The organism is Micromonospora sp. NPDC005710 (assembly GCF_040630995.1).
In the GTDB taxonomy this organism is placed as follows: domain Bacteria; phylum Actinomycetota; class Actinomycetes; order Mycobacteriales; family Micromonosporaceae; genus Micromonospora.
Window position 1 is genome coordinate 116605 of the sequence record NZ_JBEXYP010000017.1, and the last position, 8786, is coordinate 125390.

The window sequence follows — 8786 nt, forward strand, 5'->3', positions numbered from 1 at the left end:
TCATCCCAGGAACGAAACCCGCGGCGTACGGTCGCTGCGTTCCGCGCCGGCCAGCGTATTCCACGGCCGTGTCGGCTCGGAGCTAGCCGGTGGTTTCGAACACAGCGCTCCCAACGCGCTGGAATTCTGGGAATGGATCGTAGATTCGCTCGACGCGGTCTTACCCAACCGCAGCACTCGCTGACCCGAGGACGGCCGCACCACCGCCAGCGGTTCGCAGCGCGGCGCGCCGATGAACATCGAGATCTCGATCGAGAGGCTTGAGGCAATGCCCACCGAACACCAGTTGATCACCACGCCGGTCACCGCGAGCCTCGTGCGCGGCTTTGTCGATCTGGAGACGACCGCGCGCGGTCTACTGCCGCATCGACTCACCGCCCGGGCGCGCCAGCAGATCCCCGACGACCAACTGGCGATGGCTGAGGCCCAGCCCTCCGGCGTGCGGCTGGCTTTCCGTACCCGGGCCACCACCATCGAACTGGACACGCTGCCCACCAAACGGGTCTACCAAGGCTTCCCGGCCCCACCGGACGGCGTCGACGACCTGCTGATCAACGGCCGCCTGGCCGCACAGGCCTCGGTGCCGGGAGGCAACGTCCGGACGGTTACCAACATGTTCACCCAGACCTCTGTGCTCGCCGAAGGGCCGGCCGGCACCGCCCGCTTCGCGGGTCTGCCGGAGGGTGAGAAGGACATCGAAGTCTGGCTTCCCCACACGGAGATCACCGAGTTGATCGCGCTGCGCACCGACGCGCCCGTCGAGCACACCCCGCCCAAGGCGAGCAGGACGTGGCTGCACCACGGCAGTTCCATCAGCCACGGCTCGAACGCCGGCCATCCCACCGCCATCTGGCCAGCCCTGGCCGCGGCCGAGGGCGGCGTGGAGTTGGTCAACCTGGGGTTCGGCGGGAGCGCCCTGCTCGACCCGTTCACCGCCCGCGCCATGCGGGACATCCCGGCGGACCTGATCAGCGTCAAGATCGGCATCAACATCGTCAACAGCGACGTGATGCGTCTGCGCGCCTTCGCCCCTGCGGTCCACGGCTTCCTCGACACCGTCCGCGAAGGGCACCCGACCACACCACTGCTGGTCGTGTCCGCGATCCTGTGCCCGGTCCAGGAGGACACACCCGGCCCTCTCGCGCCGGACTTCGAGGGCGGGACCTTGCGGTTCAAGGCCACTGGCGATCCGGCCGAGCGCAGCGCTGGGCGGCTGACCCTCACCGTCATCCGCGACGAACTCGCCCGGATCGTCGAACAACGCTCGGCCGATGACCCGAACCTGCACTACCTCGACGGACGTGACCTGTACGGCGAGGCGGACTACGCCGAGCTACCGCTTCCCGACGGGGTACACCCCGACATGGCCGGACATCGCCGTATCGCCGACAACTTCGCGCGGCTCGCGTTCGGCGACGGCGGTCCTTTCGCCACCACCAAAACCGGCTGAGGTACGCCGCGCAGCGACGGACGAGCCGGTGCTGCGCCGCGTAGTCCGGCCTGCGTTGTCCTGTGGCCGCGTGTTCCATCCGTCGCGGCCCCGACTCGTCCACGGGGCAGGCCAGGCGACGTGGCGGACCTGGTACCCGCCGTGACGCTGGGCGGCGGAAGGGAGCGGATTCCGGGCCACGCGCCGCGTTCCCAGGCAACGGGGATGGCCGTCTTCGCGAAGGAGCGCGTATGGGGCCCGGCGCGGTCCTGTCACTGACGTTGGCCGCAGAAGTGTTGCCCACCGCGTCGCGCGCACCGGGATCCCCGAGATCCCGCGTTCCGGCCGGAGGTACCTGCCGGAGGGCTGCGCTGTCGTCAGCGCGCATATTTCTCGATGGCGGCCGGGGTCACCGGGGTGAAAAAGTTGACGAGGTTGCCGTCGGGGTCGCGGAACAGTAACGACCGGTTGCCCCAGGGCATCGTGGTGGGCTCGTTGACGAAGTCCTCGACGAAGCCGGCCAGGTTCTGATGCGCGCCGTCCACGTCGTCCACGAGGAATTCGATGATGACGGTACGGTTGTCGGCCGGACGGGCGGCGCCGGGCGCGAACAGCGGGACGGTGCGGGTACTGCCGATCGCGAGGGTCGCGGAGGTGGTCCTGACCTCAGCGAAGTCCTCGTTGGCCCAGCTCGCCTGCACCCCCGTGGCTCGCTCGTAGAAGTCGACGAGGCGCGCGACGTCGTCCGTGATGATGCGGGTCGAGACGAAGTTCATGGTGATCTCCCTGTTCCGGTGGAGCCGTTCCACCTCACAGGCTAGGACCAATACCGGACAGAAACGGTCCATATTTACGCTAGGTTCCACGCATGGCTCGACCCACCGCCCGCGTGCTCACGCTGCTGGAACTCCTCCAGTCGGGCGGCAGCCGGACGGTGGCCGAACTCGCCGACCGGCTCGGCGTCAACGGGCGCACCGTGCGGCGGTACGTGGACCACCTGATCGAGCTCGACGTACCCGTCGAGTCGGTGCGCGGCCGCTACGGCGGGTACCGGCTCGCTGCCGGATACCGCATGCCTCCGCTCATGCTGGGCGACGACGAAGCGCTCGCCGTGCTGCTCGGCCTGGTCGCCGGTCGTCGAGCGGGGTTGATGACGGCGACGGGCACGGCGAGTGAGACGGCGGCGGCGAAGATCCGGCGGGTACTGCCCAAACGGCTCGCCCAGAGGCTCGACGCTGTGCTCGAATCCCTCACCTTCACGGCTCCGCCCGGCGAGTTCGCCGTCCCGGAGACCGCGCTCCTGCTCTGCCTCGCCGATGCCGTGCACCATCGCCGGCCGGTCTCGCTCAGGTACACCGCCGCCGACGGGCGGCACAGCGAACGCACGCTGCACCCGTACGGGCTCGTCGCCCATTCGGGCCGGTGGTACGTCACGGGCGCGGATCCCGAGATCGGCGAAGACCGGACGTTCCGGTTGGATCGCATCGCGGACGCGCGGACCCTGCCCGGCGCGTTCGAGCCGCCCGCGGGACTCGATCCGGCGCAGCGCGTCCTCTCCGGGCTCGCCAATACTCCGTACCGGCATCAGGTGACACTGTGGATCCAGGCGACGGTCGAGCAGATCCGCACCCGACTTCCCGCCAGCGTCGCGAGCGTGCAGGAGCCCTCGTCCGGTGGAGACGCAGATCCGGAGACCGAGCGCTGGCTCCGCGTCGAGCTGTGGGCGGAGCGGCTCGACTGGTTGCCTCCGGTGCTCGCATCGCTCGACAAGCCGTTTGTCATCGAGCGACCGGATGACCTCCGCGGTCTCGTCATCGCGCTCGCCGACCGGCTTACGACCTCCGCCCGTGGAGTCCGCCTCACGCATGACGGCAGCCCGTGATGGGCGCGCGCTGGACCTGGTTTGACGGACATCCGAGATCATTGCCGGTTCCACAAGGTCGTACGGCCTGCTGATCTGCTGACCGCTGGCAGAGCTGTTGGCCTGCTGGCGGCGTTAAGCTACGTCCATGCCGCAGCCGACGCGGCTCCCCCAACGAGGAGACGCCGTGTCTAGCGAAATACCTCGTTCCCCGCTCGTCCTGTCAATCTCGTGGGGCCGAATGGACGTCGAGGAAATCGGGGTTGGCAAGGACTTCAAGCTCTACCCCGGCGGTGGCCGCCCGTGGGACTGGTCCGAGACCGGCACCCGCCACAGCCCCGGCGTGCAGCCCGACGACGTCCAAGAACTTCTGTCTCATGGCGCCAAGACCGTCGTTCTGTCGCGTGGCATGCAACTGCAGCTGCAGATCGACGCGCGCACCCTCGGGCTGTTCGAGGAGTGCGGGGTGACTGTCCACGTGGCCGAGACCACCGAGGCAGTCCAGATCTACAACAGCCTCGCCAGGGATGGTATTGCCGTCGCAGGGCTGTTCCACTCGACCTGCTAGACGACAACAGACCCGCCCGCAGCGGCCATGAGAGTGCACTCGCGCCCACCGTGGGGAACTCGTCAACGCGGGGCGCGCGGCGCATCCATCTCCTGCCACTGACGGAACGATGCCGACGGGGCTCCCCACCGCCCCGTCCATACGTTCCGGTCGACAACACTGCTCGCCCTCGGACCTCGGTGCCTGAACACTTCTCGCCCGGATCGGCAATGTCAGGTTGGAGCGCGGATTTTGCCGAGGAGGGCCATGGCTTCGGATGCGGATTTGATAGGCCGGTCGCTGGATGGCGATGTCGACGCCTTCGTGGAGGTGGTCGAGCGTCATGAGGCCGCCGTCGGTTCGTACCTCGTTCGCCGGGCGGGGCGGGATGCGGCTGAGGACCTCCTGGGCGAGGTGTGGGTTGCGGCGTTCGAGTCGCGGCGCTCGTACGACCGGTCGTACAACGATGCGCGGCCGTGGCTGTACGGGGTGGCACTGAATCGCTTGCGGCGCTACTGGCGGTCCCGGCCCGCCGAGGACCTGGTCGCGGACGTGCCGGACGTGGCTACCGGATGGGATCCGTGGCCGGCGGTGGACCTTGGCGTGGACGCCCGGGCGGTGCTGCGGTCGGCCCTGACGCGGCTCAAACCCGAGGAGCGGGAGGTCCTGAGGCTCGTCGCCTGGGAGGACCTGACCGCAGCCGACGCCGCGCGGGCACTCGGCATACCGGCCGGCACCGCGCGGCGGCTGCTGAGCCAGGCCAGGACGGCACTGCGCGACGCCCCGGGGGTGTCCGCGCTCCTGAAGGACCGCAACAGCGCGAAGGAGAGACACCGATGACCGACGAGCTCGATCTGGTCGGTGCGTTGGGCAGCGCAGAACCACTACGCCCGGAGGCGTATCAGCGGGCGCGGGCGGTGCTGCGGGCGGCTATGGCCGACCCCGGAGCGGTGCGGCTGCGGGACGCGATATCAGCGGAGGACACGACTATGGAGGCGACGTCAACAATGGAAACGACGACAACCACGCGGGAGCAGCGCCGCCGCCGGATCGGTATCGCGGGCCGCTTGGGCATCGGCGCCGGGGTGGGGGTTGCCGCCGCGGCGGCGGTCGTCGCTGTGGTGCTCAACCAGTCGGGGACCGTGGCCACGGAGGCCGGCAATGCTTCGTCGGCCGCCACCTCGGGCTCGGCCACCGTCGACGGGTCCGCCGAGCGCGCGCCGCTGATGACCCTGGCCGGGTCCATCAAGACGGTCACCCCGTCGGTGGGCGACGCATGGCTGGTGAAGGCGACGCAGGTCCACGGCACCAAGACCATGCAGGTCGTCTACACGCTGTACACGGACGGTCACGCGATCTATACGGGCAACAGCGTGAAGGACATCAAGCGGGCGATCGTCCGTCACCAGGACCAGATGACGGAAGGCGGCTACGCTCCGCTCCTCAAGGCAGCCGTCGCCGCAGCGGACAGCAGCCCGGCCGACGGCCGGACGCAGATGCTCAAGGCAGCCAAGGACCCGCTGGTGGGCCTCGACCCCGCAGCGCAGAAGGCGGTGTGGGACAAGCAGCAGGCGAACGCGCAGGTGATCATCGAGCAGAAGGGTGGCAACGCCAAGCCGAAGCCGTACAGCCCCCAGGCCGTTCAGCGGCACTTCGACAACGCCCTGTGGACGTACAGCACTCAAGCGCTGTCTGCTGGCGACGGCAACACGCAGGTCCGGGCCGGTGTGCTGCGTCTGCTGTCCACCATCGCCGCGGTCAGCGTCACCAACTCGACCACCGAGGGCAAGGCCACGCTGACGATCACCGCCGGCCCCGAGGCGTTCGGCGGCGAGGGCAGCGAGGTGCTGACCATCGACGCCACGACCGGCATGCTGGTCAAGGACGTCTCCACAGTGCCGGGCCTTCCCCGGGCCTTCACGACGTACGAATCCTCCCGCGTGACGAAGGCCGACCTGTAGGCCGGGAACTCTCACCCAGCAGCATTCCGGCAGACGGGCGTAACGCGTCCGGCTTCCGGTAACGGTGCGGGCAGCCTGAAGGCGGCCCGCACCGTCGTTCTGTCGTTCGCACGGCCTACCCGACGGAAGGCTGCTTCACCATCCGGCTGGTATAGACCTGCATCCGAATAAGCAGGGTGTCAGTCACCTGCTCTCAGAGCATTGAGCACGGCCGTCACCTCGGGGCGTGACGCGGCCGGTCGCCGGACCCCGGCGGTGATGCGCCGGGTCAGTGGCGGGCTCAGCGGTCGGGTCACCACCCGGTATCGCGGGTCCACCGCCAGCTTCGGCAGCATGGTGATCGAGCGACCGTTCTCCACATGCTGGAGCGCCAGCATGTAGTTGTTGAACCGACAGATCACCAGGGGCTCGAAGCCGGCCTCCCGGCACAGCCGGGTGGACAACTGGGACATGTACGAGCCGGTGACGTCGAACGTCCAGCGCTGCTGCGCGCACGCCTCCAAGGTGACCGACTCGGCGCTGGTCAGTGGATGCTCCGGGGGCAGCACGAGCACGATCGGGTCGGTGGCGAGCGGCACCAGGTGAATCTCCGGGGAGAGCTCGGCGCCGGCGAAGTCGGCCGTCGTGATGATCAGGTCGACGTCGCCGCGACGCAGCGCCGGCATGCTCTCGTGCGGCTCCAGCTCCAGCAACACCACGCTCACGTCCGGGTGCCGGGCCGCGAGACGGACGATCGCCGGTTCGGCGAGGGCCTGCACCGCACTCTGGAACGCGGCCACGGTGACAGTGCCGGCCGGCTCGTCGGCAAGGCGGCGCAGCTCCACCTCGGCTGCGTCCATGGCTGCGAGGATCTCCCGAGCCCGGCCGGCGAGCAACATCCCGGCCGCCGTGAGCCGCACCCGCCGCCCGGCGCGTTCCAGCAGCGCGGTCCGGGTCTCCCGTTCCAGCGTGCTCAGCTGCTGTGACACCGCCGACGGACTCAGGTTGGCGCGCTGAGAAACGGCCCGAACGGTGCCGTACGTCCCCAGGTCGGCGAGCAGGCGCAGCCGCCACGGATTCAGCGTCATGACCGCCGACTGTACGGCTCTGCTTAACAGCGACAACGGAAATGTGCGATGGACGGGCCTGTCCGGGCTGCCTAGCGTCGGTCCATGACTGATTCGTTCTGGTCCGACGCCGATCGTCACCTGATCCGCTACGTCGGCGCGGGCAGCTTCGTACGTGAGATCATCGACCGCGCCGAGGGCAGCTTCGTCTTCACCGCCGACGGCCGCCGCCTGCTCGACTTCACGTCGGGGCAGATGAGCGCGATCCTCGGCCACTCCCACCCGGCCGTCGTAGCCACCATCCAGCGGCAGGCAGCCACCCTCGACCACCTGTTCAGTGGCATGCTGAGCCGGCCCGTGGTCGAGCTGGCACGCCGCCTCGCCGGCTCGCTGCCCGCGCCGCTGGACAAGGTCCTGCTGCTCACCACCGGCGCGGAGTCCAATGAGGCGGCGATCCGGATGGCGAAGCTGGTCACCGGCCGGCACGAAATCATCTCGTTCGCCCGGTCCTGGCACGGGATGACGCAGGCTGCGGCGAGCGCCACCTACAGCTCAGGGCGCAAGGGGTACGGGCCCGCGGCGCCCGGCAACTTCGCGATCCCCACGCCCAACGCGTACCGGCCCGACTTCACCCTTCCCAACGGCGAGCTGGACTGGCGGCGTCAGCTGGAGTTCGCGTTCGAGCTGTTCGACGCCCAGTCGGTGGGCAGCCTGGCAGCGTGCATCGTCGAGCCGATCCTCAGCTCCGGAGGAGTGATCGACCTGCCACCGGGCTACCTTGAGGCCCTGCGCGACAAGGTGCACGAGCGGGGCGGGCTGTTGATCCTCGACGAGGCGCAGACCGGTCTGTGCCGCGCCGGAGAGTGGTACGCGTTCCAGCGTGACGGCATCGTGCCGGACATTTTGACCCTTTCCAAGACGCTCGGCGCCGGCCTGCCACTGGCCGCTGTGGTGACCAGCCCGGAGATCGAGCAGACGGCACACGAGCGCGGCTTCCTCTTCTTCACCACGCACGTCTCGGACCCGCTGGTAGCCGCGGTCGGCAACACGGTCCTGGACGTGCTGGAGGCCGACCGGCTCGACGAACAGGCGGCGCAACTGGGCTCGTACCTGCGCAAGGGTCTTCAGGAGATCAGCCAACGGCACCCGGTGGTCGGCGACGTGCGGGGCCGCGGGCTGCTGGTCGGGCTCGAGCTGGTCAGCGACCGGGAGTCGAGGCGACCGGCCGACGCGCTGGGCGCCGCCGTGACAGGGCGTTGCCTGGAGCTGGGCCTGCACATGAACGTGGTGCAGCTGCCGGGCATGGGCGGCGTGTTTCGCATCGCGCCAGCGCTCACCTCCAGCCACGCAGAGCTGGACCTGGGTCTGGAGATCCTCGATCAAGCGCTCGCCGACGTGCTGCCGCAGTTCACACCCTGACACCCCAGCCGGGACCCGTTGGCAGCCCGCCCTTGACCTGACCAGACAGCGCGGATGGTGGTGACACGCACACCGGCGTGGTCACTGACGGGTCGAGCGCCAAGCTGCGGGAGGGGCCGATCGAGGAAGATCGCTTGACGTGTCTGGTTAACGCAATTAACCTAACGATAGCGCTGTTAACCAAACCTCTGGAGTTCGTCATGACCGAGTACCTGACCATCGCCGGCAACACCCTCGCCTACGAGGTGTCCGGGCAGGGCCCGCTCGTGGTCCTGGCGCACGGTATCGGCGACAGTCGGCACTCCTACCGTTTCCTCGCTCCAGCCCTGGCCGCCGCCGGATACCGGGTTGCCAACGTCGACATCCGCGGCTGCGGCGACTCCAGCCTCGGCTGGGACGGCTACAGCCGTACCGACATCGCGGGCGATCTCGTCGCCGTAGTGCGCCACCTCGGCGGCCCCGCCGTGATCATCGGCCAGTCGATCAGCGGCGGCGCGGCGACCGTCGCGGCGGCCACCGCGCC

General features: G+C 69.1%; 10 protein-coding genes. 7 read left to right on the forward strand and 3 right to left on the reverse strand.

The features are described from left to right. A complete protein-coding gene (locus ABZ406_RS22725) occupies positions 1-306 on the reverse strand; it encodes a hypothetical protein (RefSeq protein WP_357764958.1) in 306 nt (101 codons plus the stop codon). Here ABZ406_RS22725 and ABZ406_RS22730 point away from each other — a divergent pair. Next, positions 269-1450, forward strand: coding sequence for a GDSL-type esterase/lipase family protein (locus ABZ406_RS22730; RefSeq protein ID WP_357764961.1), 1182 nt, complete (start codon positions 269-271; stop codon positions 1448-1450). The two genes, ABZ406_RS22725 and ABZ406_RS22730, sit on opposite strands and share 38 nt — an antisense overlap. 356 nt (positions 1451-1806) lie before the next feature. Here ABZ406_RS22730 and ABZ406_RS22735 read toward each other — a convergent pair whose 3' ends face one another. After that, a complete protein-coding gene (locus tag ABZ406_RS22735; RefSeq protein WP_357764964.1) occupies positions 1807-2205 on the reverse strand; it encodes a VOC family protein in 399 nt (132 codons plus the stop codon). A 92-nt stretch (positions 2206-2297) separates the two neighbouring features. Between ABZ406_RS22735 and ABZ406_RS22740 the strand changes: the two genes are divergently transcribed. The 4 genes from ABZ406_RS22740 to ABZ406_RS22755 all read left to right on the forward strand — a co-directional run bounded on the left by ABZ406_RS22740 (position 2298) and on the right by ABZ406_RS22755 (position 5798). Then, positions 2298-3311, forward strand: a complete 1014-nt coding sequence (locus ABZ406_RS22740) for a YafY family protein (protein WP_357764967.1) — start codon at positions 2298-2300, stop codon at positions 3309-3311. Positions 3312-3438: 127 nt separating this feature from the next. Next, on the forward strand, positions 3439-3858 hold the full coding sequence (locus ABZ406_RS22745) for an Mth938-like domain-containing protein (protein ID WP_357764970.1): 420 nt from the start codon (positions 3439-3441) through the stop codon (positions 3856-3858). A 246-nt stretch (positions 3859-4104) separates the two neighbouring features. Then, positions 4105-4677 (forward strand): sigma-70 family RNA polymerase sigma factor, encoded by a 573-nt coding sequence (locus ABZ406_RS22750; protein WP_357764973.1) that lies wholly within the window; start codon positions 4105-4107, stop codon positions 4675-4677. Then, positions 4674-5798, forward strand: a complete 1125-nt coding sequence (locus ABZ406_RS22755; RefSeq protein WP_357764976.1) for a hypothetical protein — start codon at positions 4674-4676, stop codon at positions 5796-5798. The genes ABZ406_RS22750 and ABZ406_RS22755 overlap by 4 nt, the downstream gene beginning before the upstream one ends. Before the next feature lie 179 nt (positions 5799-5977). Here the strand turns inward: ABZ406_RS22755 and ABZ406_RS22760 are convergent, their stop codons facing one another. Further along, on the reverse strand, positions 5978-6865 hold the full coding sequence (locus tag ABZ406_RS22760) for a LysR family transcriptional regulator (RefSeq protein ID WP_357764979.1): 888 nt from the start codon (positions 6863-6865) through the stop codon (positions 5978-5980). Positions 6866-6949: 84 nt separating this feature from the next. Here ABZ406_RS22760 and ABZ406_RS22765 point away from each other — a divergent pair, with 84 nt between their 5' ends. Next, positions 6950-8263: an aspartate aminotransferase family protein gene (locus ABZ406_RS22765; protein ID WP_357764982.1), complete on the forward strand. Its 1314-nt coding sequence runs from the start codon at positions 6950-6952 to the stop codon at positions 8261-8263. A 200-nt stretch (positions 8264-8463) separates the two neighbouring features. Beyond that, positions 8464-8786, forward strand: a 323-nt coding sequence (locus ABZ406_RS22770) for an alpha/beta fold hydrolase (RefSeq protein ID WP_357764985.1), incomplete at its 3' end; no start/stop codon positions are given.

Coding starts and splice junctions, on each gene's coding strand:
- ABZ406_RS22750 (WP_357764973.1), top strand. CDS start 4,105: ATGGCTTCGGATGCGGATTTGATAGGCCGGTCGCTGGATGGCGATGTC.
- ABZ406_RS22735 (WP_357764964.1), bottom strand. CDS start 2,205: ATGAACTTCGTCTCGACCCGCATCATCACGGACGACGTCGCGCGCCTC.
- ABZ406_RS22745 (WP_357764970.1), top strand. CDS start 3,439: ATGCCGCAGCCGACGCGGCTCCCCCAACGAGGAGACGCCGTGTCTAGC.
- ABZ406_RS22730 (WP_357764961.1), top strand. CDS start 269: ATGCCCACCGAACACCAGTTGATCACCACGCCGGTCACCGCGAGCCTC.
- ABZ406_RS22740 (WP_357764967.1), top strand. CDS start 2,298: ATGGCTCGACCCACCGCCCGCGTGCTCACGCTGCTGGAACTCCTCCAG.
- ABZ406_RS22755 (WP_357764976.1), top strand. CDS start 4,674: ATGACCGACGAGCTCGATCTGGTCGGTGCGTTGGGCAGCGCAGAACCA.
- ABZ406_RS22765 (WP_357764982.1), top strand. CDS start 6,950: ATGACTGATTCGTTCTGGTCCGACGCCGATCGTCACCTGATCCGCTAC.
- ABZ406_RS22760 (WP_357764979.1), bottom strand. CDS start 6,865: ATGACGCTGAATCCGTGGCGGCTGCGCCTGCTCGCCGACCTGGGGACG.